This is a genomic window from Achromobacter sp. Root565 (genome assembly GCF_001427425.1).
GTDB classification, from domain to species: domain Bacteria; phylum Pseudomonadota; class Gammaproteobacteria; order Burkholderiales; family Burkholderiaceae_B; genus Achromobacter; species Achromobacter spanius_D.
In genome coordinates this window covers 781,117-805,256 of the sequence record NZ_LMGO01000005.1, presented here as the reverse complement: position 1 = coordinate 805,256, position 24,140 = coordinate 781,117, and the positions used below count along the sequence as shown (strand labels likewise).

The 24,140-nt window shown below is 64.1% G+C and carries 28 protein-coding genes and 4 tRNA genes; 12 read left to right on the top strand and 20 right to left on the bottom strand.

What is annotated here, in order from left to right:
- Positions 1 to 18: 18 nt before the first annotated feature.
- Complete coding sequence (gene galU / locus ASD71_RS20355) at positions 19 to 870, bottom strand: UTP--glucose-1-phosphate uridylyltransferase GalU (protein ID WP_056569515.1); 852 nt, start codon at positions 868 to 870, stop codon at positions 19 to 21.
- A 56-nt stretch (positions 871 to 926) separates the two neighbouring features.
- On the opposite strand from galU, the gene ASD71_RS20350 reads away from it, so the two are divergent.
- On the top strand, positions 927 to 2,450 hold the full coding sequence (locus ASD71_RS20350; protein ID WP_056568817.1) for a M48 family metalloprotease: 1,524 nt from the start codon (positions 927 to 929) through the stop codon (positions 2,448 to 2,450).
- Positions 2,451 to 2,470: 20 nt separating this feature from the next.
- On the opposite strand, the gene ASD71_RS20345 is transcribed toward ASD71_RS20350, so the two are convergent.
- The 4 genes from ASD71_RS20345 to ASD71_RS20330 form a co-directional block, all read right to left on the bottom strand.
- Positions 2,471 to 3,571, bottom strand: a complete 1,101-nt coding sequence (locus ASD71_RS20345) for a YheT family hydrolase (RefSeq protein WP_056568815.1) — start codon at positions 3,569 to 3,571, stop codon at positions 2,471 to 2,473.
- Between the two features lie 17 nt (positions 3,572 to 3,588).
- Positions 3,589 to 4,011, bottom strand: a complete 423-nt coding sequence (locus ASD71_RS20340) for a nuclear transport factor 2 family protein (RefSeq protein ID WP_056568813.1) — start codon at positions 4,009 to 4,011, stop codon at positions 3,589 to 3,591.
- Between the two features lie 39 nt (positions 4,012 to 4,050).
- Complete coding sequence (locus ASD71_RS20335; RefSeq protein ID WP_056568810.1) at positions 4,051 to 4,269, bottom strand: zinc-finger domain-containing protein; 219 nt, start codon at positions 4,267 to 4,269, stop codon at positions 4,051 to 4,053.
- An 83-nt stretch (positions 4,270 to 4,352) separates the two neighbouring features.
- Positions 4,353 to 5,273: a branched-chain amino acid transaminase gene (locus tag ASD71_RS20330; RefSeq protein ID WP_056568808.1), complete on the bottom strand. Its 921-nt coding sequence runs from the start codon at positions 5,271 to 5,273 to the stop codon at positions 4,353 to 4,355.
- A gap of 233 nt (positions 5,274 to 5,506) precedes the next feature.
- On the opposite strand from ASD71_RS20330, the gene ASD71_RS20325 reads away from it, so the two are divergent.
- The 3 genes from ASD71_RS20325 to ASD71_RS20315 all read left to right on the top strand — a co-directional run bounded on the left by ASD71_RS20325 (position 5,507) and on the right by ASD71_RS20315 (position 8,359).
- Positions 5,507 to 6,256 (top strand): AzlC family ABC transporter permease, encoded by a 750-nt coding sequence (locus ASD71_RS20325; protein ID WP_056568805.1) that lies wholly within the window; start codon positions 5,507 to 5,509, stop codon positions 6,254 to 6,256.
- On the top strand, positions 6,253 to 6,588 hold the full coding sequence (locus tag ASD71_RS20320; RefSeq protein ID WP_056568802.1) for an AzlD domain-containing protein: 336 nt from the start codon (positions 6,253 to 6,255) through the stop codon (positions 6,586 to 6,588). The genes ASD71_RS20325 and ASD71_RS20320 overlap by 4 nt, the downstream gene beginning before the upstream one ends.
- Before the next feature lie 283 nt (positions 6,589 to 6,871).
- Positions 6,872 to 8,359: a DEAD/DEAH box helicase gene (locus tag ASD71_RS20315; RefSeq protein ID WP_156395236.1), complete on the top strand. Its 1,488-nt coding sequence runs from the start codon at positions 6,872 to 6,874 to the stop codon at positions 8,357 to 8,359.
- An 81-nt stretch (positions 8,360 to 8,440) separates the two neighbouring features.
- Here ASD71_RS20315 and ASD71_RS20310 read toward each other — a convergent pair whose 3' ends face one another.
- Positions 8,441 to 8,824, bottom strand: coding sequence for a thioredoxin family protein (locus ASD71_RS20310; protein WP_056568796.1), 384 nt, complete (start codon positions 8,822 to 8,824; stop codon positions 8,441 to 8,443).
- Between the two features lie 63 nt (positions 8,825 to 8,887).
- On the opposite strand from ASD71_RS20310, the gene ASD71_RS20305 reads away from it, so the two are divergent.
- The 3 genes from ASD71_RS20305 to ASD71_RS20295 all read left to right on the top strand — a co-directional run bounded on the left by ASD71_RS20305 (position 8,888) and on the right by ASD71_RS20295 (position 11,556).
- Positions 8,888 to 9,697 (top strand): EI24 domain-containing protein, encoded by an 810-nt coding sequence (locus ASD71_RS20305; protein WP_056568792.1) that lies wholly within the window; start codon positions 8,888 to 8,890, stop codon positions 9,695 to 9,697.
- Between the two features lie 31 nt (positions 9,698 to 9,728).
- Positions 9,729 to 10,544, top strand: a complete 816-nt coding sequence (locus ASD71_RS20300; RefSeq protein WP_056568789.1) for a molybdopterin-binding protein — start codon at positions 9,729 to 9,731, stop codon at positions 10,542 to 10,544.
- A 148-nt stretch (positions 10,545 to 10,692) separates the two neighbouring features.
- Positions 10,693 to 11,556 (top strand): IclR family transcriptional regulator, encoded by an 864-nt coding sequence (locus ASD71_RS20295; RefSeq protein ID WP_056568787.1) that lies wholly within the window; start codon positions 10,693 to 10,695, stop codon positions 11,554 to 11,556.
- An 81-nt stretch (positions 11,557 to 11,637) separates the two neighbouring features.
- Here ASD71_RS20295 and ASD71_RS20290 read toward each other — a convergent pair whose 3' ends face one another.
- Positions 11,638 to 12,615, bottom strand: a complete 978-nt coding sequence (locus ASD71_RS20290) for a tripartite tricarboxylate transporter substrate binding protein BugD (protein ID WP_056568785.1) — start codon at positions 12,613 to 12,615, stop codon at positions 11,638 to 11,640.
- Between the two features lie 381 nt (positions 12,616 to 12,996).
- Between ASD71_RS20290 and phaP the strand changes: the two genes are divergently transcribed.
- The gene (gene phaP, locus ASD71_RS20285; protein ID WP_056568782.1) at positions 12,997 to 13,575 is read left to right on the top strand and encodes a TIGR01841 family phasin; all 579 of its coding nucleotides are present in this window, start codon (positions 12,997 to 12,999) and stop codon (positions 13,573 to 13,575) included.
- 128 nt (positions 13,576 to 13,703) lie between these two features.
- Here phaP and ASD71_RS20280 read toward each other — a convergent pair whose 3' ends face one another.
- The 5 genes from ASD71_RS20280 to ASD71_RS20260 form a co-directional block, all read right to left on the bottom strand.
- A complete protein-coding gene (locus tag ASD71_RS20280) occupies positions 13,704 to 14,747 on the bottom strand; it encodes a quinone-dependent dihydroorotate dehydrogenase (protein WP_056568780.1) in 1,044 nt (347 codons plus the stop codon).
- A 62-nt stretch (positions 14,748 to 14,809) separates the two neighbouring features.
- Positions 14,810 to 15,547 carry an arginyltransferase gene (locus ASD71_RS20275; RefSeq protein WP_056568777.1) on the bottom strand — a complete coding sequence of 246 codons (738 nt, stop codon included), beginning with the start codon at positions 15,545 to 15,547 and terminating at the stop codon, positions 14,810 to 14,812.
- A 108-nt stretch (positions 15,548 to 15,655) separates the two neighbouring features.
- Positions 15,656 to 16,402 carry a leucyl/phenylalanyl-tRNA--protein transferase gene (gene aat / locus ASD71_RS20270; protein WP_056568774.1) on the bottom strand — a complete coding sequence of 249 codons (747 nt, stop codon included), beginning with the start codon at positions 16,400 to 16,402 and terminating at the stop codon, positions 15,656 to 15,658.
- Positions 16,399 to 16,980 (bottom strand): NUDIX hydrolase, encoded by a 582-nt coding sequence (locus tag ASD71_RS20265; RefSeq protein ID WP_056568771.1) that lies wholly within the window; start codon positions 16,978 to 16,980, stop codon positions 16,399 to 16,401. Before ASD71_RS20265 ends, aat begins: the two co-directional genes overlap by 4 nt.
- Before the next feature lie 10 nt (positions 16,981 to 16,990).
- Positions 16,991 to 17,923, bottom strand: coding sequence for a LysR family transcriptional regulator (locus ASD71_RS20260; protein WP_056568769.1), 933 nt, complete (start codon positions 17,921 to 17,923; stop codon positions 16,991 to 16,993).
- Positions 17,924 to 18,055: 132 nt separating this feature from the next.
- Between ASD71_RS20260 and ASD71_RS20255 the strand changes: the two genes are divergently transcribed.
- Both ASD71_RS20255 and ASD71_RS20250 read left to right on the top strand, forming a co-directional pair.
- A complete protein-coding gene (locus tag ASD71_RS20255; RefSeq protein ID WP_056569512.1) occupies positions 18,056 to 18,457 on the top strand; it encodes a DoxX family protein in 402 nt (133 codons plus the stop codon).
- A 100-nt stretch (positions 18,458 to 18,557) separates the two neighbouring features.
- Complete coding sequence (locus ASD71_RS20250; protein ID WP_082579003.1) at positions 18,558 to 19,013, top strand: nuclear transport factor 2 family protein; 456 nt, start codon at positions 18,558 to 18,560, stop codon at positions 19,011 to 19,013.
- Positions 19,014 to 19,028: 15 nt separating this feature from the next.
- On the opposite strand, the gene ASD71_RS20245 is transcribed toward ASD71_RS20250, so the two are convergent.
- The 6 genes from ASD71_RS20245 to ASD71_RS20220 all read right to left on the bottom strand — a co-directional run bounded on the left by ASD71_RS20245 (position 19,029) and on the right by ASD71_RS20220 (position 20,769).
- Positions 19,029 to 19,628, bottom strand: coding sequence for a DUF2946 family protein (locus ASD71_RS20245; RefSeq protein WP_056568766.1), 600 nt, complete (start codon positions 19,626 to 19,628; stop codon positions 19,029 to 19,031).
- A 4-nt stretch (positions 19,629 to 19,632) separates the two neighbouring features.
- The gene (locus ASD71_RS20240) at positions 19,633 to 19,968 is read right to left on the bottom strand and encodes a hypothetical protein (RefSeq protein ID WP_056568763.1); all 336 of its coding nucleotides are present in this window, start codon (positions 19,966 to 19,968) and stop codon (positions 19,633 to 19,635) included.
- 100 nt (positions 19,969 to 20,068) lie between these two features.
- A tRNA-Cys gene (locus ASD71_RS20235) sits at positions 20,069 to 20,142 on the bottom strand.
- Between the two features lie 55 nt (positions 20,143 to 20,197).
- Positions 20,198 to 20,273 (bottom strand) — tRNA-Gly (locus ASD71_RS20230).
- Positions 20,274 to 20,405: 132 nt separating this feature from the next.
- Positions 20,406 to 20,481, bottom strand: a tRNA-Gly gene (locus ASD71_RS20225).
- Between the two features lie 212 nt (positions 20,482 to 20,693).
- Positions 20,694 to 20,769 (bottom strand) — tRNA-Gly (locus ASD71_RS20220).
- 205 nt (positions 20,770 to 20,974) lie between these two features.
- Between ASD71_RS20220 and murB the strand changes: the two genes are divergently transcribed.
- A complete protein-coding gene (murB, locus tag ASD71_RS20215; RefSeq protein ID WP_056568759.1) occupies positions 20,975 to 22,018 on the top strand; it encodes a UDP-N-acetylmuramate dehydrogenase in 1,044 nt (347 codons plus the stop codon).
- An 84-nt stretch (positions 22,019 to 22,102) separates the two neighbouring features.
- Here the strand turns inward: murB and dapB are convergent, their stop codons facing one another.
- Both dapB and ASD71_RS20205 read right to left on the bottom strand, forming a co-directional pair.
- A complete protein-coding gene (dapB, locus tag ASD71_RS20210) occupies positions 22,103 to 22,894 on the bottom strand; it encodes a 4-hydroxy-tetrahydrodipicolinate reductase (RefSeq protein ID WP_056568757.1) in 792 nt (263 codons plus the stop codon).
- Positions 22,895 to 22,909: 15 nt separating this feature from the next.
- Complete coding sequence (locus ASD71_RS20205; protein ID WP_056568755.1) at positions 22,910 to 23,446, bottom strand: outer membrane protein assembly factor BamE; 537 nt, start codon at positions 23,444 to 23,446, stop codon at positions 22,910 to 22,912.
- Positions 23,447 to 23,600: 154 nt separating this feature from the next.
- On the opposite strand from ASD71_RS20205, the gene fur reads away from it, so the two are divergent.
- Positions 23,601 to 24,020: a ferric iron uptake transcriptional regulator gene (fur, locus tag ASD71_RS20200; RefSeq protein ID WP_056568752.1), complete on the top strand. Its 420-nt coding sequence runs from the start codon at positions 23,601 to 23,603 to the stop codon at positions 24,018 to 24,020.
- Positions 24,021 to 24,140 lie beyond the last annotated feature (120 nt).

The window sequence follows — 24,140 nt, the reverse complement described above, 5'->3', positions numbered from 1 at the left end:
CCCGTCAGGCCGTGCCGGTCACTCCGGCAGCAGGCCGTGATACTTCTTGCCCAGCGCCACGGTGGCCTGGAACATGCCCGCCTTGTTGCCGCAGTCGTAGCGGACGCCATCGAAGCGGTGCGCGTAGACTTGGCGCTCGCGCATCAGCGACGCGATGCCGTCGGTCAACTGGATCTCATTGCCCGCGCCCATCTTGGTCGAGCGCAGATGGTCGAAGATCGCGGCTTCCAGCACGTAGCGGCCTACGACGGCCAGCGTCGACGGCGCGACTTCGGGATCGGGCTTTTCCACAATGTGCGTGACGCGCTCGGTGCGGCCGTCGGCGGGCGTCTCGCCCGTGTGGGTCGCCACGATGCCGTACTTGCGCGTGTCGGCGCGCGGCACATCCTGCACACCGAGCACGCTGGCGTTGCGCGCCACGGCCACATCCACCAGCTGCTTCATGGCGGGCGTATCGGCGTCGATCAGGTCATCAGCCAGCAGCACGGCAAAGGGTTCATCGCCCACGGCGGGCGCGGCCGACAGCACGGCGTGGCCCAGGCCCAGCGGGGCGGATTGGCGGATATAGAGGCAATTGACGTGCGCGGGTAGAATGCCCCGCACCATCGCCAGGAGTTCGTGCTTGCCCTTGCTTTCCAGGTCGGACTCCAGCTCAGGCGCGGAATCGAAGTGGTCTTCGATGGCGCGCTTGTTTCGGCCAGTCACGAATATGAGATCGGTAATCCCCGCGGCAACGGCTTCTTCCACCGCATATTGAATCAGGGGCTTGTCGACCACGGGCAGCATTTCCTTGGGCATCGCCTTGGTGGCGGGCAGGAAGCGTGTGCCCATGCCGGCGACAGGGAAAACGGCTTTACGGACGGGACGCATTGAGACCTCGTTGAGGATTCGATGAAACATTTTAAGCTCATCGCTATCATAGGCTTATGAACCGCAGGAAAATGCCATCCATTTGCTCGATTGCGAAACGGGGCGCGATCGCAAGCCTTTGTGCGGCGCTCGCCATTCCCGTTGCTCCCGTCACCGCATGGGCGCAGCCGGTCGGGCTGCCATCCATGGGCGCCGCCTCGTCGTCAGACCTGTCGCCGATGCTGGAGCGCACGCTGGGCGAAGCGATCATGTCGCAGGGCCGCCGCGACCCTTCCTATATCGACGACTCCGAACTCAGCCAGTACCTCACCACGATGGGGCGCAAGCTGGCGCAATTTGCGCCCGGCGGCGTGCCCGAGGTCGAGATGTTCGGCGTACGCGATCCCGAGATCAACGCGTTCGCGATGCCGGGCGGCTTCATCGGGATCAATACGGGCCTGATCGTATCGTCGGCCAGCGAGTCCGAGCTTGCGGCCGTGGTGGCCCACGAAATCGGCCACGTCGTGCAGCGTCACATCGCGCGCGGCATGACCCAGCAGAATCAGAACGGCATGCTCATGCTGGCCAGCCTCGCGGGCGCGCTGCTCGCGGCGCTGGCGGGCGGCGGCGGCAACTTGTCAATGGGCGTGGCCGCCTTCGGCCAGGCGGCGGCCATCAACCGCCAGTTGGGCTTTTCGCGAGATGCCGAACGCGAGGCCGATCGTGCCGGGCTGCAGATGCTGACCAAGGCAGGCTACGACGCCGACGGCATGTCGCAGATGTTTGCGCGCCTGATGAACGCGTCGCGCCTGAACGAAGGCGCGGGCGGTGGATCGTGGGCCAGCACTCACCCGCTGTCGATCGAGCGCATGTCCGACGTGCAAAACCGCGCCCGCGCGCTGCCGGCAACGCGCCATCTGGACAGCGACGACTTCTGGTACATCCGCGCCAAGATGCGCGTGGTGCAGGGCCGCGATACGGTCGGTCTGCGCACGGCCGGGCAGCAATTGCAGGACGAAGCTCAGGCCCTCTCGGGCGTGCGCCAGTCTGCCGCCTATTACGGGCTGTCCCTGCAGAACTATCAGCGCAACAATCTTGCGGAAGCGGAACGCTATTGGAATCTGGCGTCCGCCGATGGCCGCAGTTCGCCCCAGCTGACCAAGCTGGCCGTCGACATTGCCCTGGCGCGCAAGGATTTTCCGCAGGCGCTGTCGTTGGCCCAGGCGGGCACCAAACGCTATCCGGACCACCGCGCGCTGGGCATCGCATACGCCCAGGCGCTGCAGGGCAATGGGCGGCATGCGGAGGCGCAGGATTACCTGCGCGCCAAGATCAAGCAGTGGGGCAGCGACGAGCCCAGCCTCTACCAGATGCTGGCGCAAAGCGAAGAGCGCAACGGCAAGCCCGCGCAGGCGCGCCGCGACCTGGCGCGCTACTACGTCATGACGGGCGCGTACGCCGCCGCGGAATCGCAGCTTCAGCAGGCGCGCGGCCTGTCCAAGGATTTCTACGAGCAGTCGCAGATCGACGTGCAGATCAAGGAAGTGAAGGACAAGCTGGCTGAAGAACGGCGGCTGCTCGAGCGCTTCAAGTCGGGTTAATACAAGAGCTGGCTGCGCCTTTACAGCCCGGTTTCGAAGAACCGCCCCAGCCGCTGGGGCAGCCAGTTCAGATGCCCTGGAAAGCTGCCCGTCGGAAAGCCCGCATGTCCGCCATCGGAAGGCTGATGCAGCAGGATGCCCGGCGCACATTCGTCGGGCTTGGGCAGCGAGGCGGCAGGGATGAAGGGATCGTTGCGCGCGTTCAGCACCAGCGTCGGCACGGCGATCTTGGGCAGCCACGGCTTGCTGGACGCGCGCGTCCAGTAGTCCAGTGCATTGCGAAAGCCGTGCATCGGCGCGGTATAGGTATCGTCGAACTCACGCAGGTCATGTGCGTGCGCGATGCGCATGACGTCGATGGAACCCGGAAAGCGGTGCGCCTTTTCCAGCACCTTGTGCTTGAGCGTCTTCAGGAAGTGCGCCGTGTAGACGCGCCGGTTGAAGATGCCGGTGGATAGCGTCTTGCCGCAGGCGACCAGATCCAGCGGCGCCGACACGCCGGCGCAGGCGGTCAGCCACGTGGTGTCTTCCTGGTGTTCCCCCAGATATTTCAGCAGCGCGTTGCCGCCCAGCGATACGCCGACGGCATGCCAGCGCGCGTGCGGAATGCGCTGGCGTACGGTGTTCAGCAGGAAACCGACCTCGGCCGAATCGCCGGAATAATACGCTCGGGCCAGGCGGTTGGGCACGCCCGAGCACCCCCGGAAGTGCGCGATCACCACGATCCAGCCGCGCGCCCGGAAGTAATGCGCAACGGACTGCGCGTAGCGGCTGTTGCTGCCGCCTTCCAGGCCATGGAACAGGATCAGGGCAGGGGTGTCGGGGGTTTGCGGCAGCGACTTCCAGTCGGCGTCCGTCATCCAGCGGGCCGCGGCGGTCTTGCCATTGCCGACCGGGCGTTGGCCGCTTACCGGCGCCCCGTCGGCGGCCTTGTGCGGAAACAGTCCGGGGCCGGTCCAGTCGAAGTCGACGAAGTCCGTATCGGGCGTGTCGACGCGGTCGCGCACGAACGCGATGCGGTGATACTGCGCGAACAGGGCGGCGTAAACCGTCTGGCTGTCGCCCCCGGGAAGCCAGGGAGGGACGGGGCAGGGCGTTGTATCAAGACGAGCAGCGGCCAACTGGGAATCCACCCCGATCAATGAAGCATGTCGGGCACGTCGTGCAGGTCGAGCACCCCGGCTTCAGAGGGCGCCTGCGAGGCATGGTGCATGACCATGCGCCAGCCGGTGGGGCCCTTGTGGTAGATGTTGGTGGCGTAGCAGTTGGCGAACTGCGTGCCCTCACGTGTGCGCACCGCCACCTGTTCGACCAGCACGTGCACCGCGCACATCATGCTGAGCATGACGAGCGGGCGCAGCGGACGCACATGCAGCGGACCGTTGGACAGCACCTGTTGCCAGGACTCGTGCACCGCGGAATGGCCGACGATACGCAGGCCTCCCGGATGGATACATACGACTTCCTCGTCGTCGGCCCAGACCTGCATCAGGCGGACAGCGTCCGCCTGCTCAAGGGCTTCGTAGAACGCGTGTTCTGCTTCTTCGGGCGTGGCGAACATGGCTGCTGAAACGGTTAAGCGTGTTATGGGCGGGGTGGCTCAGTGGTGGCCGTGCAGCACCGTGCCGGCCTTCAGGCGGTACTCGGCGCCACAGTAGGCGCAGCTTGCGGATCCGGTGCGAGCCACGTCCAGGAAGACGCGGGGGTGCATGCTCCAGAGCGGGGCCTTGGGGCCGGGACAGAAAACGGGAAGGTCTTCGGCGCCGACCTCGATGACTTCGTTAGCGCGGGAGACGGCGGCCGGAGCAGCAGCGGTCATGGATATTCCTGAAAAAAGAACCGATATACGGCAGGTTGAAACAATGATGCGGTCTTGCTTCGCAAAACCGCGCGAATCGGACTTCAGACTTTGCTTAGCCAGTGATGGTACTTCGGGTTGCGGCCATTCACCACGTCAAAAAACGCGTTCTGCAATAGTTCGGTGACCGGACCGCGCCGGCCGGAGCCGATCTGGCGGTTGTCGACCTCGCGGATGGGCGTGACTTCGGCGGCCGTGCCGGTAAAGAACGCTTCGTCCGCGATGTAGACGTCGTCGCGCGTCAGCCGCTTGGTGACCACGCGCAGGCCGAGGTCGGCCGCCAGGGCGTGAATGGTCGAGCGGGTGATGCCGGTCAGCGCGGAAGCGATCTCGGGCTCGCAGAGCACCCCGTCCTTGACCAGAAAAAGATTTTCGCCGGCGCCTTCGGCCACGAAGCCGTCAGTGTCCAGCAGCAGGGCTTCGTCGTAGCCGTCCTGCAGGGCTTCGGTATTGGCCAGGATGGAATTGGCGTAGGTGGTGGCGACCTTGGCGCGCGGCATCGTGACATTCACGTGCTGGCGCGCAAACGACGACACCTTCACGCGGATGCCGCCGGAGAGCGCCTCTTCGCCCAGATAGGCGCCCCAGGGCCACGCCGCGATGGCTACGTGCACACGCGCGCCCTTGGGCGACACGCCCATTTTTTCGGGACCGTAGAACACGAGGGGGCGCAGATAGCCGGACTCAAGCTGGTTTTCGCGCACGACCAGCCGCTGGGCTTCGTTGATCGTGTCGCGATCGAACGGCATGGGGATCTGGTAGATGTGCGCCGAATTGAAGAGCCGGTTGGTGTGGTCTTCAAGGCGGAAGATGGCGGTGCCAAGGGTGGAGCGGTAGGCGCGCACGCCTTCGAAGACGGACAGCCCATAGTGCAGTGAATGCGTCAGGACATGCGTCGTCGCGTCTCGCCATGGAACGAGCTTGCCGTCATACCAGATGAAACCGTCACGGTCAGCCATCGACATGGTCTTCTCCACACAGTGCGCGCCAGACCTGCCGCCGCGCGCCAGGCCATGGTGGCCAAGAATCTTGAGGGCGCTATTGTATCAAGCGTCGAGGTTACAATACGGGCCTATTCGCGCACCGGTGCGGGGCCAAGGCCCTCGCGCAGCTTGATGCCGGCGGGCGAACGGGCTGTCGCGTGTTCATTCCCATCGAGTATCCATGTCGTCCTGTCTGAATCGCCAGGGGCCAGCCGTTGTCCTCTGAATCCGCGCTTCCTGAATCCGAAGACCCAGTCCTGGTCCGCCAGGAACGCGTGACCGCCTTCCGTGCCGGCGTCCATGCCATCGTGCCCGCCCTGATCGCCACGGCGACATGGGGGCTGGTCACCGGCGTGGCGATGGTCAAGTCCGGACTGACCGAATCCATGGCGCTCGCCATGACGCTGCTGCTGTACGCCGGTTCGGCCCAGCTCACCTCGTTACCCCTCATCGCCGCCGGTGCGCCGCTCTGGCTGATCTTTGCCGCCGGCTGCGTCGTGAACCTGCGCTTCATCATCTTCGGCGCGGCCTTGCAGCCGTATTTCCGCCACCTGTCCTGGCCCAAGCGCCTGGGGCTCGGCTATTTCACGACCGACATGGGCTTCGTGCTGTTCATGCCCCGTTTTGGCGACTCGGTCGAACGCGGCACGCGCGAGCAGCTCTGGTTCTTCCTGGGCTCCATCGTGCCGGGCTGGCTGGTCTGGCAGTCGTCGTCAATCGTGGGTATTTACCTGGGCGCGCAGGTCCCCACCGATTGGTCCCTGGATTTTGCCGCCGTGCTGGCGCTGCTGGCCATCACGGTGCCGCTGGCCAGCTCCAAGCCCATGCTGGTGTCCATGCTGGCGGCCGGCGTCGTCGCCTGGGTAGGGCAGGCAATGCCCCTGCGCCTCGGGCTGGCCGCAGCGGTCATCTCCGGAGTCATTGCCGGCATGTGGGCCGAACGCTTCTTCAAGGCACGTTCATGACGGATTGGTCCTGGGAACTCTACGTCTATTCGGCCATCCTGCTGCTTGCCCTGTGCAGCGTATTGACGCGCGCGGGCTTCATGCTGTTTGGCGACTACATTCCGTTGTCCGACAATGTGCGCCGCGCCTTGCGCTACGCACCCGCCGCGGCGCTGACGGCCATCGTGGTCCCGGACCTGCTGCCCTGGAAAGCCGGGCTCGGTCCGGTCTTCGACTACAAGCTGGTCGCGGGTCTGGTCGCCATATTGGTGTTCCTGCGCACGCGCAGCGCGGTACTGGTGATCGTGGTGGGCATGCTGGTGCTCTGGGGATTACGCTGGCTGGCCAGTTGACGGCCGCAATTCAAAGATTGCTTCGTCCATCTGGTGGACGGCTCGGGAGCTTTTTTCGCCTCGACGGGCGGTTCGATCGTGCGGCTGACCGGCCCTCAAACGGACCGTTTGACCGTGTGATAAGGCGGCTGCGCTAAAATTCATCAATCCACAGCAATCCGGGCCTGGTACTGCCCTCATAAGTATCGAATCCAGCATGGATGCCCCGATGCCTTATGTAGCAGTGCATGCAGCACTCTCGTTTTGTTCTTTTTCACTGGTCCCGGTACTTGCCTAACCCCTGATGACTGAAACCACTCAAACCGCAGCACCCACCGCTGACGCGCCCGCGCCCGCGCCGACGTTCGACGATTTCGGATTGCACCCTCTGTTGTTGCAGTCCATCGCCGAAACCGGCTACACCACCCCCACGCCCATCCAGGCGCAGGCCATTCCCGTTGTGGTGTCGGGTCGTGACGTCATGGGCGCCGCGCAGACCGGTACCGGCAAGACGGCGGCCTTCACGGTCCCGATCCTGCATCGCCTGATGCCGCTGGCCAACACCAGTGCCTCGCCCGCCCGGCATCCGGTGCGCGCGCTGATCCTGGCGCCCACGCGTGAACTGGCGGACCAGGTCTTCGAGAGCGTCAAGCGCTACAGCAAGAAGACGCCGCTGCGCTCGGCCGTCGTGTTCGGGGGCGTGGATATCGGTCCGCAGAAAGAAGCGCTGCGCCGCGGCTGCGAGGTGCTGGTCGCCACGCCGGGCCGCCTGCTCGACCACGTCGAACAAAAGAACGTGAACCTCAGCCAGGTCGGCATCCTGGTGCTGGACGAAGCGGACCGCATGCTCGACATGGGTTTCCTGCCGGATCTCGAACGCATCATCCGGCTGCTGCCCGCGCAGCGCCAGGGCCTGCTGTTCTCGGCCACGTTCAGCAACGAAATCCGCAAGCTGGGCCGTTCGTACCTGAACCAGCCTGTGGAAATCGAAGTGGCGGCGCGCAATGCCACTGCCACGACCATCACGCAGATCGCCTACAAGATGACCAGCGACGCCAAGCGTGCCGCCGTCGTGCATCTGGTGAAGTCGCGCGGCCTGAACCAGGTCATCGTTTTCTCGAACACCAAGATTGGCACCGCGCGTCTGGCGCGCGAACTGGAACGCGACGGCGTCAAGGCCGAATCGATCCACGGCGACAAGACCCAGGCCGATCGCATGAAAGCCCTGGAAGCCTTCAAGGCGGGCGAACTCGAAGTGCTGGTCGCGACCGACGTGGCCGCGCGCGGTCTGGACGTGGCGGGCGTGCCCTGCGTCATCAACTACGACCTGCCGTACAACGCCGAAGACTACGTGCACCGCATCGGCCGCACGGGCCGCGCGGGTGCGTCGGGCGAAGCCATTGCCCTGTTCACCGCCGACGAAGAGCGCTTCCTGCTCGACATCGAAAAGCTCATCAAGCGCGAAGTGCCGCGTGGCACGCTCGATGTGCCGGCCGACCTGATTGCGCGCAGCCATCGCCGCAGCGATGGCAGCTCGCATTCGCGCGAAGGGCGCGAGGGCGGCCGCGAAAGCCGAGGCGATCGCGGCGACCGCGGCCGTTCTTCGGACCGCCGATCCAGCCATCATGCCGGCGGCTCGCGCCAACCGGTGGATGACTTCTTCCTTAAGCCTTACGAGCCCTCGTCGGCTGCCGCGCCCGCCGACGAACAGGAGTCGCGCAGCAATGCGTCGCCGTCGTCGGCGCCCAAGCGCCAGCTTGCCGTCCTGCTCGGCGGTAGCCGCAAGCCCTGATCGCCCCGCGCGTCGATCCCAACAAAAACCCGCAAGGCCTTCTCAGGCGTTGCGGGTTTTTTGTTGGGCGCGCCCGCGATGTCAGGCGGCCAGCATTCGCGGCAGATCGGGCAGGGCGGTGTTCACGGCCGCGCTGTCTTCATTAAGGCTTTCCAGCAGGCGCTCGAGGTGGCCGATGTGCGGCAGCATGGGGCCGTAGAACACGACACGATCGCCGATCTGCACCAGCAGCGTGGGGAAGTTCTCGACGTCTACGTCGCCCAGCAATTCGGCGTGATCCTCGATGTCGACCCACGCAAAGACGTGTTGCGGCAACGCGCTGGCCAATGCCTGCAATTTGGGCTTGTATTCTTCGCAGGTGTCGCACCAGGCGGCGCAGAAACACGCGATGAGCCAGGCGTTGGGCGTGGCGCCCAGGCGCGTGCGCAGCGGGGCGAGATCAGTACCGGGGGTAAGCAGTGACATGTGAGCGGATTGGGGCGAGTTTGACTATCATACCCGGGTTGTTCACCCCTCAATTTGATTGCCATGACCGTTCTGCGTACTGATCCTCCCACCTCCGGGAACGGCCGCCTGGCCGGCGCCGGCGCGGGCGCCGTAAGCGTGGGGCAGGCGTTCAAGCGCGCGCTCGTGTCGCAGTGCCACCCGACCATGCTGTTCGCGGTGCTGCTGCCTTTTCTCATTGCGCTCGTTGGCGCCATCCTGCTGCTCTGGTTTTTCTGGACGCCGCTGAACGATTGGCTGCGTGCCGAGGTGTCGCAATGGGACCTCGTCAATCGCGTCGACCAATGGTTCATCGCGGTCGGCATTTTTTCGCTCAAGATCTGGCTGATTCCGATCATTGCCGCGGCCATCCTGCTGCCGGTGTCCGGCATCCTGGGGCTGGCCATCGCGGCCGTCTTCGTCATGCCATTGGTGCTGCGCCACGTCGGCCAGCGTGAATACGCCACCGTGGGCCGGCGCGGCAAGTTCTCCACCGCGGTCAGCGTGTGGAACGCCGTGTGGGTTTCCGTGGCGTTCGCCGCCGGCTGGCTGCTGACGCTGCCGCTCTGGCTGGTGCCGCCCATGGCCATCGTGCTGTCGATCTTCTGGTGGGCCTTCGCGTTTTCGCGAATGATGCGCGTGGACGCAATCGTCGAACACGCCAGCCCGGACGAACGCAAACTGATCCTCGAACGCAACAACGGCGGCTTCTGGACCATCGGTCTTATTTGCTCGCTGTTGAACCTGCTGCCGCCCGCGTGGATTATCCTGCCGGTGTTTTCCGCGCTGGTCTACGCGCACTACGGCCTGGAAGCCCTCAAGCGCCTGCGGCAGGACCGCGTCATCGACGTCTGACCGGCGTCTTTTCTCACCAATGGAATCGGACATGGCTGCAGAATCCACCGCCCGCCGTATCGGCCTCATCATCGTCGGCGATGAAATCCTGTCGGGACGGCGCCAGGACAAGCATTTTTCGAAGATCGTCGAGATGCTCGGCGCGCGCGGCATGCACCTGAGCTGGGCCGAATTCCTGCCTGACGAGCGCGACCGTCTGATGGACGCCTACAAGCGCAGCTTCGCCACGGGCGACGTCGTGTTTTCGTGTGGCGGCATCGGAGGCACCCCCGACGACCATACCCGCCAGGCCGCGGCCGCCGCGCTTGGCCTGCCGCTGGCGCTGCATCCCGAAGCCGAGGAAGCCATCGCGCTGCGCACACGCGAAATGGCGGAAAAAGGGCAAGGCACCGCCGACATGAGTGCGCCGGAAAACCAGCAGCGGCTGCAGATGGGCATGTTCCCCGAAGGCTGCGAGATCGTCCCCAATCCGTACAACCGCATTCCCGGTTTCTTCATCAAGGACCACACCTTCGTGCCGGGCTTTCCCGTGATGGCGTGGCCCATGCTGGAATGGACGCTCGACAGCCGGTATCGTGCGTTGCAGCATGTTCGCGCACACGTCGAGCATTCCTTCCTGGTTTTCAGCATGCCGGAATCGCGCATCACGCCGTCGATGGTCACCGTGGAAAGCCGTTGGCCCGACGTGCGCGCGTTCAGTCTGCCCAGCGTCGGCGAGGCGGGCGGCACGCCCCATATCGAGCTTGGCGTAAAGGGCGAACCCGAGGCAGCCGCAGCGGCGCTCGAGTTCCTGCGGGCCGAAGTTCTGCGCCTGGGCGGCAAGCTGGCACCCCCGGCGGCGGCCTGATTTGCGCGCCGGCGGGGTGCCGCCGGTGACGCCCGCCGCTCAAATACTGATTGCCAAACCGGCTGGTAAATTTCACAATACGGGATAAGAACTGTTTGCTGCATTGCCGCAACGCGTGTCTTGCGCGGTGGCACCAGCCCAAAATTCCATGGCCCGTCTTCCCACCCCTCGCAATCCGCTGGACGCCGAAACCGAAGGCGCTTCCGCCCATCCGATCGCCATTCAGGTCATCGAACGCGCGATGCGTCTGCTCGACGCCCTGGCCGCGCAACCGGATCCCGTCACGCTCAAAGAGCTCTCGGCCACCACCGGTCTGCACGCGTCCACCGCCCACCGCATCCTGAACGACCTGGTCGTCGGCCGCTATGTCGAGCGGGTCGACAACGGCCTGTATCAGTTGGGCATGCGCCTGCTGGAGCTGGGATCGCTGGTAAAGGGGCGTCTGAACGTGCGCGAGGCCGCCATTCCCGCCATGCGGTCACTTCACAAGCTGACGGGGCAGACCATCAATCTTTCCGTGCAGCAGGGTGACGAGATCGTCTACATCGACCGCGCCTGGAGCGAACGCTCCGGCATGCAGGTGGTGCGGGCCATCGGCGGCCGCGCGCCGCTGCATCTCACGTCCACCGGCAAACTGTTTCTTTCCACCGGTGACACCCGCCAAGTGCGCGCCTATGCGCTGCGCACGGGGCTGGCCGGCCATACGCGCAACAGCCTTACCGACCTGGACAAGCTGGAACGGGAACTGGCCCTGGTGCGCCGCCACGGCTACGCCCGCGACAACGAAGAGCTGGAACTGGGTGTCCGCTGCATCGCGGCCGGCATCTTTGACGATACCGGCAAGCTGGTGGCGGGGCTCTCCATCTCGGCGCCCGCCGAACGCCTGCAGGACGACTGGATCAAGGCCCTGGTTGAAACCGCCGGCAGCATTTCCGAAGCCCTGGGCTACGAGCCCTCGGTTTCGTCGGGCTTCAATGGCCTGGGCCTGGCGGCCGAAGCCATGCGGCCATAGCCTGGCGGACACTGCAAAAAAGAAGCCCCGTGAAGGGGCTTCTTGTTTTAGGCCGCTTGAAGCAGAGTTATTGAAGCAGGCTTATTGCTTTTCGATGCCGGCCTTCTTGAACAGCTCGGCCCACTGCGGGACCTGCTGTTTGACCTTGGCGGTCAGCGCGTCCGGATTGGCTTCCGACGTCAGCACGGTGGCGCCGAGTTGCTTCATGCGCTCCTGGAACTTGGGGTCGGCCAGGCCGGCCTGCAGGCTCTTGACCAGCTTGTCCACGACGGGCTTGGGCGTGCCCTTCGGCACCCACATGCCATGCCAGATACCCACTTCAAAGCCCTTGTAGCCGGACTCGTCCATGGTCGGCAGCTTGGGCAGCGTGGGAACGCGCTTCAGGCTGGTCACGGCGTAGGCCTTCACCTTGCCGCCTTCGATCTGCTGCGTGGTGTTGGTGGTCTGGTCGCACATCAGATCGACCTGCTTGCCCAGCAGGTCGTTCATGGCGGGGGCGGTGCCCTTGTACGGGATGGTCAGCAGTTGCACGCCCAGGGCTTCGACCAGCATCGTGCCGCACAGGTGGCTGGCGGCACCGATGCCGGCGTTGGCGAGCGACACCTTGTCCTTGTTCTTTTTGACGTAATCAGCCAGTTCGGCGATGGTGTTGGGCGGGAAGTCCGAGCGGGCGACGATGGTCATCGGCACGTCGACCACCAGGCCGACCGGCTCAAAGCTGGTGAAGGGGTCGTATCCCGGATTCTTGTACAGCGAGGGGGCGGTCGAGAAGCCGGCGTGCATCAGCAGGATGGAATAGCCGTCCGGCTGGGCGCGGGCGACCTGGGTGGTGCCGATGGTGCCGCCGGCGCCGCCCTTGTTTTCGACGACGACCGTCTGGCCCAGGCTGGGCCGCATGGCTTCCGCAAGGGAGCGGGCGACGTTGTCCGTCGGGCCGCCTGCCGCGAACGGCACCACCATGTTGATGGGGCGTTCCGGGTATTCCGCGTGCGCGGCGCCGGCCGCGAACAGGGCACCGGCCGCGAGCAGGGCCGAAAGCGTGCGGGGAATGAAAGTCATGAGGTCTCCGATTGCAGGGTTTTGCTTGCTGCGATTAGTTATCTTTCGCTGACATATCATTGGTATTTGTCTGTCATCAGCGTGAAAACAGTGTAGAAAAGAATTGATACCGCGTCATGTCCGGTATTTCCCGAGTTCCGGCAAGTCCTTGAGCAGAATCAAGCCTTGGCAGGCGCGTGCACCGATAAAGTGCAAACACTTGTTGCGCCGCACAAAAACTGCTTGACAAGTTTTTTACCGAGTCTAGAATGGCATTTGTGCAGTGCATCAAACGGGCCGGCGGTAGCTTGTAGTACCAGTTTCCGCGCACGTTTTTTATTTCGTCGCAGACAACCATCCTTATTGCCGGACAACCTCCGGCTACCCTGAGAGGAGCATTCTATGAGCGCAATTCCGCAACAAGTTCTGGACCGTCAAAAGGCCAGCATCAACACCATCGTGGCTGCCCAGACGGCCGTCTTCGCCGGCTTCGAAAAGCTGGTTGAGCTGAACCTGAAGGTCGTGCGTGCCACCCTGGACGAAGTCGCCCAGAAGTCGCAGCAAGCCGCTGAAGTCAAGGATCCGCAGGAAGCCGCCGCGTTCGCGTCGGGCCTGCTGCAACCGGGCGCCGAAAAGGCCCTGGCCTACACCAAGCACGTGTATGACATCGTTGCTGGCGTGCAAGGCAGCCTGGTCAAGCTGACCGAAGAACAGATCGCCGAAAGCCAGCAACAGCTGAGCGAAGCCGTCGACCAGTTCTCCAAGAACGCCCCGACCGGCTCCGAAAGCGCCGTTGCCCTGATCAAGTCCTCGTTGGCCACCGCGAACAGCGCCTACGATTCGATGACCAAGGCCGCCAAGCAGGCCGCTGAAGTCGCCGAGTCGAACCTGAACGCCGCCGCCAACGCGACCTTCAAGGCCGCCACGGACGCCGCTGACGCCGCCACCAAGGTTGCCGGCCGCAGCCGCCGCAGCGCCTAAGTATTTGGCGCACGGTGCTGCGCAAAGCGCAGTAATGTAGTACTGTTGAGTGACAGAGCAGAGCTGGAATTAGGGCCACCCACAGGGTGGCCCCTTTTTTTGCCTGCGATTTTGGCTTTATATGCCGATCAGCGAGGCGCCACGGCGCGCACGCATTCGCCGACCAGGCCGGGGCCGCGGTAGATGAGGCCCGTGTAGAGCTGCACCGCGTCGGCGCCGGCTTCCATCTTTTCGCAGGCCTCCTGGCCAGACAGCACGCCGCCCACGCCGATGATGGCCAGGCTGTTGCCCAGCCGTTCCTTCAGGCGGCGTATCACCGCCAGCGACAGTTGATGCACGGGGGCGCCGGACAGACCACCTGCCTCTTCCGAGTGGGCCAGACCCTTCACCGCGTCGCGCGACAGCGTGGTGTTGGTGGCGATGACGCCGTCAATGCCGTGGCGCGGCAGGATTTCGGCGATGGCGTCGATCTCTTCCTGCGACAAATCCGGTGCGATCTTCACCGCCATCGGGACTCGGCGCTGATGCTGGTCTTCCAGGGCGCGGCGCTTGTCGGCCAACCGCGCCAGCAGGGCAGAGAGCTCGTCGCCGCTTTGCAGGGCGCGCAGGTTCTTGGTATTTGGCGACGAAATGTTCACGGTGACATAGTCGGCATGCGGGTACACGCCGTCCAGGCCGATCAGGTAGTCGTCGGCGGCCCGTTCGATGGGCGTGTCCGCGTTCTTGCCGATGTTCAGGCCCAGGATCCCGCCTTGCTTGCGCCACGTGCTGCGCTGCACATTGGCCAGGAACGCATCCAGTCCCTGGTTGTTGAATCCCAGCCGGTTGATCAGCGCATTGGCGCGCGGCAGGCGGAACATGCGGGGCTTGGGATTGCCGGGCTGCGCGCGCGGCGTGACCGTGCCGACCTCGATGAAGCCAAAGCCCAGGTTGCCCAGCGCGTCGATATAGGCGCCGTTCTTGTCCAGGCCGGCGGCCAACCCGATCGGGTTGGCCATCTGCATCCCCATCAGCGTGCAGGGCGCCTTGGGCTGCGCGTGCATGAGCTTGCGCGTGGCGCCGCATTCGTAGGCGCGCTGCAGGCCCGACAAAGTGACTTCGTGGGCGGTTTCCGCGTCCATGGCGAACAGCGCCGGGCGGGCCAGGGGGTAGGCGTGGAAGAGAATAGACATGGGGCGGGATTGTAGAGCGATTTGATCCGTCCCCACCGATCCCGATCGACGCCGAAGCGGATTCAGAGGGGCGGACGCTCCGGACTGTCGCGCCATTCCCCGTCGACCAGGAACTGCGCTGGACGGAAGGCGGATTTGTAGGACATCTTGCGGCTATCGGCGATCCAGTAGCCCAGATACAGCCACGGCAGGTTCAGTGCGCGGCACTGTTCGACCTGCCACAGAATGCTGTACGTGCCGAGACCATCGGCGATGTCCGGGTCGTAGAACGTGTAGACCGAGGACAGGCCGTCGTCCAGCACGTCGATGATGGAGACCATCACCAGCACGCCCTCGGCGTTGCGGAACTCGACCAGCCGGGTGTTGACGCGGCTGGTCAGCAGGAACTGGGCGTATTGCGTGCGGCTGTCTTCGTCCATGCCGCCGCCCGGATGCCGGCCCTGCTGGTAACGGGTGTAGAGCCGGTAGTGTTCGGGCGACCACGCCAGCTCCGCCACGAACGACTGCAGATACTGATGGTCGCGCCACGCGCGGCGCTGGCTGCGGTTGGGGGCGAAGCCGGCCGTATCTACCCGCACGGGAATGCAGGCCTGGCAACTGTCGCAATGGGGACGGTAGGTAAAGAGACCGCTGCGGCGAAAGCCTTGTTCCACCAGTTGGGAATACGTGCCCGCGTTGATCAGATGCCCGGGCGCGGCGACCTGCGACCGGGCCTGGCGACCCGGCAGATAGCTGCAAGGGTAGGGGGCCGTTGCATAAAACTGCAGCGTGGAGAAGGGGAGTTCTTTCAGCTGGCTCATTGGAGCTGGCTCATGGGAGCGGGCGTATCGGATATCCCGCGTGAAAGCGGCAAACCCGGGACGGGAGTGGCTCAATATTAACGCTTAACGCAGGCTGCAATCCGTCCCCTAGGGTGTATCCGGATGCAGCTGTCCACGCGTGTCCAGCCGGCCGCGCGACCAGGGAATGCCGGGCTGTTGGGTGGCTTGGCGGACGTGCCGCAGAAAGCGTTCCCGAGGCACGGGAGCAGCGCCCATGCTGGCCAGATGGCGCGTCTGCTGCTGGCAGTCGATCCATTCGACGCCCTGCGCATCCAGGTAGCGAACCAGATGCGCCAGCGCGATCTTCGACGCATTCGGGACGCGGGTGAACATGGATTCGCCGAAGAACATGCGGCCGAGGCTGATGCCGTACAACCCGCCCGCCAATTCGCCGTCGATCCAGGTTTCGATGCTGTGCACGACGCCGGCGTCGTGCCATTGCCGGTAGGCCTCCTGCATGGCTGCGGTGATCCAGGTGCCCGGCTGGCCCTCGCGCGGCGCCGCGCACGCGGTCATTACCTGCGGAAATACGGTGTCGACCCGCACCTGTACGCTGGGCGTCGCTTCGTATTCCCGCGCGGCGATCTGGCGGAGCAGCTTGCGCAGCGAGTGCGACGGCGCGAAGTCCTTCACGGGCAGCACCATGCGCGGATCGGGACTCCACCAGAGTACGGGCTCGCCTTCCGAGTACCAGGGAAAGATGCCGTTGGAATAGGCCTGGGTCAGGCGTTCCAGCGACAGGTCTGCGCCCGCGGCCAGCAGGCCGTCCGGATCCGTCAGCGCAAATTCCGCAGGCGGAAACGGGGTGTCGGCGGCAAGCCAGGGCAGTTTCAACGGTGGGATTCTAAGGTGTAGTGATGCGGGCCGAAGGTGCCGCGTTTGCGGTCTTCGAAGAACAGGCGCAGGGTGCTGGCGACGGTGCGAAACGCCAGATCGTCCCAGGGAATCTCGGCTTCGTCGTACCAGCGGGCTTCCAGGCTTTCCGGGCCGGGGTCCAGTTCGGGACCCATCGCCTGGGCCAGGTAGAACACGTGCACCTGCTCGATCTGCGGAACGTCGATGATGGTGTAGATGTCGCCCAACTGGATCTTGGCGCCGGATTCTTCCAGCGTCTCACGGGCCGCGCCTTGCGCCGTGCTCTCGCCGAGTTCCATGAAGCCGGCGGGCAGGGTCCACGTGTTGTAGCGGGGTTCGATGGCGCGCAGGCAGAGCAGCACGCGGTTTTCCCACACGGGCACGGTGCCGACCACCAACCGCGGGTTCTGGTAATGAATCGCCCCGCAGTGATCGCAGATGTCGCGCTCGCGGTTGTCGCCTTCCGGCACGCGGCGGTTTACCGGCGAGCCGCACTGGCTGCAAAAGTGGGAACGGCGCGGGGCGGGGAAGTATTCGAGGGGCGATTTGGCGGTCATGGGTACGATTCTAACGGCTGCGGCGGGTCGTGGCGCGCCGGGCCGGCGGGGTGGGCGTGGGGCTGCCGAACCGCGCTTCCAGGTGCTCGACGAACGACCGCACCTTGGGCGACAGAAAGCGGCGGTGCGGATAGACGGCGACCATGGAGATCGGCGTGTGGGCATAGCCGGTCAGGAGCGCGGTCAAACGGCCGGCGCGTATGTCGTCTCCGACCAGGAATTCCGGCTGCAGGATGATGCCGTGGCCGGCCAGCGCGGCGGTACGCAGCACGTCGCCGTTATTGGCCCGCAGCGCCGCGTTCACGCGCACCAGATGCGTCACGCCGTCTTTCTCGAAATGCCATTCGTTGCCCGTGCTGGCATAGGCGTAGTGCAGGCAGCGATGCTGCTTCAGGTCTTCCGGCACGGCGGGCGAGCCGTGGCGTTTCAGGTACGTGGGCGCCGCGCAGACCAGCAGTTGCTGCGGCGCCAGGGGCCTGGCCACTAGTGACGAATCCACCAGCGGGCCGATGCGCACCGCGACGTCGTAGCCGTCCTCGACCAGATCAACCACGCGATCGTTCAGGTCCAGATCGATCACCACGTCCGGATAACGCTGCAGGTATTCGGCGATGGCCGGCCCCAGATGCAGGATGCCGAAGGACACGGGCGCGCTGACCCGCAACCGTCCGCTGGGCCGCTGGCCTTCGGCCTGCAGCGACAGCTCCAAGTCGGAGACTTCCGCCAGAATGGGCCGGACCCGTTCGTAGAAGGCGCGCCCGGCGTCAGTCATGCTGAGCTTTCGGGTGGTGCGATTCAGCAGCCGTACGCCGTACTTCTGCTCTAGATACGCGATCTGCCGCGTCACCACGGATCGCGCCTGACCCATCTTGTCGGCAGCCGCCGCAAATGAGCCCAGTTCCACGACCTTGGCATAGGTCTGCATGGCGGTATGGGTGTCCAAGATTGTTTCCTATCGAGGAACAATAATTTGCAATTCTGCATGTTTATCTTTGTTTTTGGAATCGCAAGAATACGGCCCATGAAGAATCTGCCCGTTCCGGACGATTCGCATTTCTGCACAAGGATGACTGCAATGATTGATTCCCGTACCGCGCCGTATGCCGCGCTGCTCCTGCGCGTGGCGCTGGGCGTGATGTTCCTGGCCCATGGCCTGACCAAGCTGCTGGTGTTCACGCTTCCCGGCACCGCGCAGTTTTTCGCCAAGATCGGCTTTGCAAGCTGGCTGGCCTATCCCGTCACGTTCTTCGAAGTGGCCGGCGGCATCCTGCTGATCCTGGGCGTGGTGCCGCGCTGGGTGGCTGCGATTGCCGTGGTGCAGCTCTTTGTGGCCTCGACGGTCCACTTCGGCAATGGCTGGGGTTTCGGCAATCCGGGTGGCGGCTGGGAATATCCGATCTTCCTGACGGTGGCGGCTGCCGTGCTGGCGCTGCTGGGCGACGGCAAGTTCGCGCTGGTCAAAAGCGGCCGCCGCTGACCGCTCCGCGCATCACACTGTTGACCGGGCCGGACGTGGCCTGCGCGAGGGCGGGGCCATAGAATGGCCTCGCCCTTTTTCACTTATTACTGGAGTCGCTATGTCACGGCCTGTGTTCATGCGCGCGTTTGCTGCACTGCTATTTTCCGCCCTGGCCTGCACCGTTCAAGCCTCCCCTGAGCAGGAAGCCGCCAACAAGGCGGCCGTGCTGGCGTTCTATGAAAAAGGCCTGAACCAGAAAGACGCGGACGCCGCGCTCGAGTACGTGGGCGATCGCTATGTGCAGCACAATCCCAACGCGGCGGACGGCCCGGAAGGCTTCCGGCAATTCATCGCATTCCTGCGCGACAAATATCCCGCCTCGCATAGCGAAATCAAGCGTGTGTTCACTGACGGCGATTACGTCATCCTGCATGTCCACGCGGTGCGCGAGCCGGGCACGCGCGGCAACGCCATCATTGACATCTTTCGCCTGGAAGGCGGCAAGATCGTCGAGCATTGGGACGCCGTGCAACCCATCCCCGAGAAAGCCGCAAACGGCAACGGGATGTTCTGAGTTCGCGCTGACCCGTCAGGCCGCGGGGGCGTGCGGGGCGGGGTCGAATCCCAGGCGCGCGGCGATGTCTGCCTGCGCGATTGCGTGCAGCGGCGCGGCCGCGTACACGTCAGGCCAGACGGCCGTAATCGAATGGCTAGCCGCCAGTTCGGCCAGCGCGTCCATCAGCGGGGCACCAGCTTGCGTCCGCATCATCTCCAGCAGCGGCTGCAAATCGCGGTCCAGCACGATGCCGGCGCCCATCGGCGTCGATGCGTAGAGCTGGCCTTCATCATCCAGCCACCACGCGCTGACCGCGTCGACGGACGCGTCCGTGTGCGTGATGAGGCTGCGATTGTCATCGGCAAGCCGCAACACAAAGGGCGCCGCGTCCAGGCGCACGAATACCCGCTGCGGGCCGTTCTGGAAAAACCAGCGGCCCGCATCATCGCGCTCGTAGTTGCGGCTGATGAACTCCAGGATCTGCGTATTGGTGATCGGCTCGCCCGGCCCGCCGTCATTGGCCTGGCCTTGCGGATGAAGACGCCAGCGGCCGCGCGCATCCAGCGACAGCCATCCGTAGACGGCCGGCACATTCGGCCAGCGGGCGAGGGCGTCCTTTACCGATTGATCCATGGTCTCAGGGGCGGATGACGATCGTGGGCGAGATGACGATGCCAGGTTGCACCGGCATCACCGGTACCGCCACGGGTTGCGGCGCGTAGCCATAAGCATAGTCGTCACGGCATTTGCGCTTTTCGCTGTAGTCGCCATTGCGCTTCCACTTGCGTTCGACCTTGCAGGCGCCATCCCAATACTTTTCCTTGTACTCGCCGCCCTTGTGGCGGTGGTGATGGTGCTTGTCGTGCGCCTCCGCGGCAAGGGGCGCAAGTGCGATCAACGCGGCGGCGGACAGGCTCAGGAAAGCGGGGCGGGTAGCAAAGCGGCGCGGCTGCGATTCCGGGATGTTGTGCATGGACTCATCGTTCAAATGAAAACGGGGTCACCATAACAATCATCCGGCTGACCGGGCGTAGGGATGGGTAACGAGATGCAGGGGAGAGGGGAAAAGATGCTGGAGGCGCAAGCCGGAATCGAACCGACGTACACGGATTTGCAATCCGCTGCATAACCACTCTGCCATTGCGCCAGCACTTGCAAGAAAAAAGGAAGCGCGGTGTGGGCCGATGCTTCCTCTTTGTATTTGGAGCGGGAGACGAGTCTCGAACTCGCGACCTCAACCTTGGCAAGGTTGCGCTCTACCAACTGAGCTACTCCCGCGGGGGTACTGCTTTGCTGCTGTATTACTGCTATTCACTTATTTTGATGAATGCCTGTTTTGGTATCAGGGCTGTTCACCAAAGACAGCGATTGTACATGCTTTTAAGGGTCTTTGCACTGCAGACCGAAATCTGGAGCGGGAGACGAGTCTCGAACTCGCGACCTCAACCTTGGCAAGGTTGCGCTCTACCAACTGAGCTACTCCCGCATTTGCATACTGCCCTAGTCGCTGATGGCCCGTTTGGATCTTGACGATTCCGGCGGCTGTGCGATCAGCGAGGCGAGAGTATACATTAATTTTTTCATCCCTCAAGCCGGTCCGTGTGTACGGCAAGGCTTGGCCTTCAGGCATGAAAAAAGGGCCTTTCGGCCCTTGCTTTCAACGATCTGCAGAATTGAAAAACGCTGCACATCAAAATCTGGAGCGGGAGACGAGTCTCGAACTCGCGACCTCAACCTTGGCAAGGTTGCGCTCTACCAACTGAGCTACTCCCGCATTGGTTCCGCAAACTGCTCAGAACCGCTTTTCTTATTCACTCTGATCAACTTGGTTATCGATCAGAAGGCGCGCAGTCTAGCACGATTTTTTGAGCTTGTCCTGAGCCGGTCTTGCTGGCTGTGATTTGAACTTCAAATCGGGTCAAGCACTCAATCAAGTAAACTGAGCGAAGACAGAAACTATAGCACACCACGTAGCACCCATGTCAAATTCCTTCGCCGGCCCCGCGCCCGATTCCTTGTCTCCGGCCGTGCAGGACCTCACCCGCCTGAATACGCTGGGACTCGCATCCCGGTCCGACGCGTTCGTCGCGGTGCGCGATCCGGCGCAATTGCCTGCCTTGTCGGCGCTCGCGCAAGCGGCGCCGTCGCTGCTGGTGCTGGGCGGAGGCAGCAACGTGGTGCTGCCTGAGCGCGTGCCGGGCCTGGTCGCTCGTGTGGCTTTCCAGGGCGTGCGCCTCGTGGAAGCGCGGCCCGACGCTTGGATCGTCGAAGCCGCGGGCGGCGAGAGCTGGCACGGTTTTGTGTCGGCGTGCGTGGCGCAGGGCTGGGACGGCCTCGAGAACCTGGCGTTGATTCCCGGTACGGTGGGCGCCTCGCCCGTGCAGAACATCGGCGCGTACGGCGTCGAGCTGCAGGAACGCTTTCATGGCCTGACGGCGTGGGATGTGCGCAAGGCGCGCTTTGTTGAGATGCAGGCGGCCGATTGCCGGTTTTCGTACCGCGACAGCACGTTCAAGCATGACGAGCCCGGCCGCTGGATCATCGTGAGCGTACGCTTCGCGTTGCCGCGGCCCTGGCGGCCGGTGCTGGAATATCCCGATCTGCAACGTCATGCGCGGCTGGCGGCCGGATCGCCCCGCGCGCGCGACGTGTTCGAGGCGGTCTGCGAGATCCGGCGCGCCAAGCTGCCGGACCCCGCCGTCACCGGCAATGCGGGCAGCTTCTTCAAGAATCCGATCGTGCCGGCTGCGCAGCGCGACGCGCTGGCGGCGCGCTTTCCCGGCCTCGTGTCGTATCCGCAGTCTGATGGCCGCCACAAGCTGGCTGCCGGCTGGCTGATCGACCAATGCGGCTGGAAGGGCAAGGCGCTGGGCGCAGCTGGCGTGCACGATCGCCAGGCGCTCGTGCTGATCAACCGCGGTGGCGCCACGGCCGCGGACATCATGGGCCTGGCGCGCGCGGTGCAGGACGCCGTGGCTGAGCGCTATGGCGTGCGGCTGGAGCCCGAACCCGTCGTGGTGTGACCGGCCGGGCCTGAAGAACGGCAGGAACACGGCATGAAAAAAAGGACCCCGAGGGGTCCTTTGTTTTTGGCGCCGTGGATTGGATCAGAGTCCCAGCACGGACTGCATGTCGTACAGGCCGTTGGTCTTGCCTTCCAGGAAACGCGCGGCGCGCAGCGCGCCTTCCGCGTAGGTCGCGCGGCTGGACGAGCGGTGCGTGATCTCGATGCGCTCGCCGATGCCGCAGAACGACACGGTGTGGTCGCCGACGATGTCGCCGCCGCGCAGCACCGAAAAGCCGATGGTGCCGGGTTTGCGCACGCCGGTGTCGCCGTGGCGGCTCCAGGTGGCGACATCGGGCAGCGCGACGTCCCAGGCGGAAGCAATGGTCTCGCCCATCTTCAGAGCGGTGCCCGACGGCGCATCGACCTTGTTGCGATGATGCGCTTCGAACACTTCGACGTCATAGCCGGCGTTCAGGATGCGGGCCGCCATGTCCAGCAGCTTGAGCGTGGCATTGACGCCCACGCTCATGTTGGGGGCGAACACGATGGCCGTCTTTTGCGCAGCGACTTCGATCGCGGCGCGGCCATTGTCGTCAAAACCGGTCGTGCCAATGACGGCTTTCACGCCGTGTTTGACGCAGGCTTCCAGGTGCTTGAGCGTGCCTTCGGGGCGGGTGAAGTCGATCAGGCAATCGGCGCCGGCAAGGGCGTCCAGATCGTCCGTGATGGCCACGCCCGTCTGCTTGCCCAGCGTGGCGCCGGCATCGCGGCCCAGCGAGGCGGAGCCCGGAAGGTCCAGCGCAACGGCCAGTTCCAGGCCATCGGCCTTGAGAATGGCCTCGATCAACATCTGGCCCATGCGGCCGTTGGCGCCGGCAATAGCAATACGCATAAAAAATCCTTGGATTTAGAGCAGCGGCTCGGGCGCGTTGCCCGGCTGGCCCGGATACTGGTTGAGCGGGCTGACGGGCGCATCGGCGTCGCGCTTCTGTTCGTCCTGCTCTTCCTTGACGCGGGTCTCGTCCTGATCCAGGCGCTTGTCGGTCTTTTCGTCGGAAATGGCGTCCGGCGTGTTGATCTGGTAGGGCTGCAGGTCAGGCTGCTTGTCGCCTTCCCAGCGCACGAGGCGGTCGTTTTCGAACCAGACGGTGAATTTGCGCTCTTGCGAGTTGCCGTAACCGGGCTTGAAATAGTACGGGTAGTCCCAGCGGTTGGCGTGCAGCACGCTGGTGAGCGTGGGGCTGCCGAGCGCGAAACGGACTTGTTCGCGGGTCATGCCGGGCTGGAGCAGTGCAACCTGTTCCTGCGTGATCCAGTTACCCTGCTGGACCGGAGCTTTGTACGGAAAGCCCCATTTGTTCGAGGTGCAGCCCGCCAAGGCGACGGCCAGGGCGGCGACGGCCAAACCGGTCTTCAGAGAGCGGGAGGGAATACGTGCAAACATGGACACTACGCGCCCCTATTATTTGGAAGCAAGCAAAACCGTTATCATAAAGGTTTCATAAGGATAGTTCCGCCAGGCGGCATGAATTCGGCGAGCCGGCTTGCGGTGACCCCAGTCCTTGCCCATGCCAACGCGGACGGAGAGCGATTACACCATGAGCGACCAAAGCGAACTGAAAAACATGGGTTTGAAGGCGACTTTTCCTCGCCTGAAGATTCTTGATATTTTCCGCAAATCGGGTGAGCGGCACCTGAGCGCCGAAGACGTCTACCGCGCCCTCATCGGCGAAAACGTCGAAATCGGCCTGGCTACCGTCTACCGCGTGCTGACCCAGTTCGAGCAAGCCGGCATTCTGGCACGCAGCCAGTTCGACAGCGGCAAGGCCGTTTTCGAGCTGAATGACGGCGACCACCACGACCACCTCATCTGCACCAATTGCGGAAAGGTTGTCGAGTTCTCGGATCCCGAGATCGAAAAGCGCCAGCAGAAGATCGCCAAAGACAACTCCTTCGCGCTGGAAAGCCACGCGATGGTGCTGTACGGCGTCTGCGGTAGCTGCCTCAAGGGCCGTTAAGCCCGGCTTGGCAGGCTAAGCGGCCGGCGCCTCCGGCGGCTTAGCCGAAAACAAAAGCCCCTTCAGATTGAAGGGGCTTTTTGCGTCTTGCGCTGGCGCATCGGTCAAACGATGCGCAAC